Origin of the sequence: Enterobacter cloacae complex sp. P1B (genome assembly GCF_014982345.1) — a bacterium.
Classification (GTDB): domain Bacteria; phylum Pseudomonadota; class Gammaproteobacteria; order Enterobacterales; family Enterobacteriaceae; genus Enterobacter; species Enterobacter bugandensis.
On the sequence record NZ_JADCLF010000042.1, the window covers coordinates 1 to 392 of the forward strand.

Sequence of the window (392 nt, forward strand, 5' to 3'; positions counted from 1 at the left end):
GGTCGTAGCCATGCTATTCGCACGGTCTGTAGGCAATGATCAGCGACGGCCCCGGATACGCTTAAGCATCCTGAATGGCTTTCACATTCGGGATAAGCTGCGCCCCCAGCGAGATTTGCGCGACGTAAACGTGGCCGTAAATCATCATGCTCACGCCGAGATCCTTACGTGCCTTGCGTTAACCGTGTTCACCAAATTTCGTGACCTCGCCCAGCGGCGTGGCATTCGATGCCTGACCACCGGTATTGGAATAACACAGCGTATCCAGAACCAGAATGTTGACGTTTTCGGTCAGGCTTACCACATGATACAACCCGCCAAAGCGGATGTCGTAAGCCCCGCCGTCACCTCCAATCAGCGAGATCCATTGATCCTCCAGGGCGTCAGCCGCG

The 392-nt window shown here is 55.6% G+C and carries 1 pseudogene; it reads right to left on the bottom strand.

Annotated features, from left to right (window positions below):
- Nucleotides 1-16 precede the first annotated feature (16 nt).
- A pseudogene (locus INF77_RS23145) lies at nt 17-392 on the bottom strand (thiamine pyrophosphate-dependent enzyme); the annotation flags it as partial.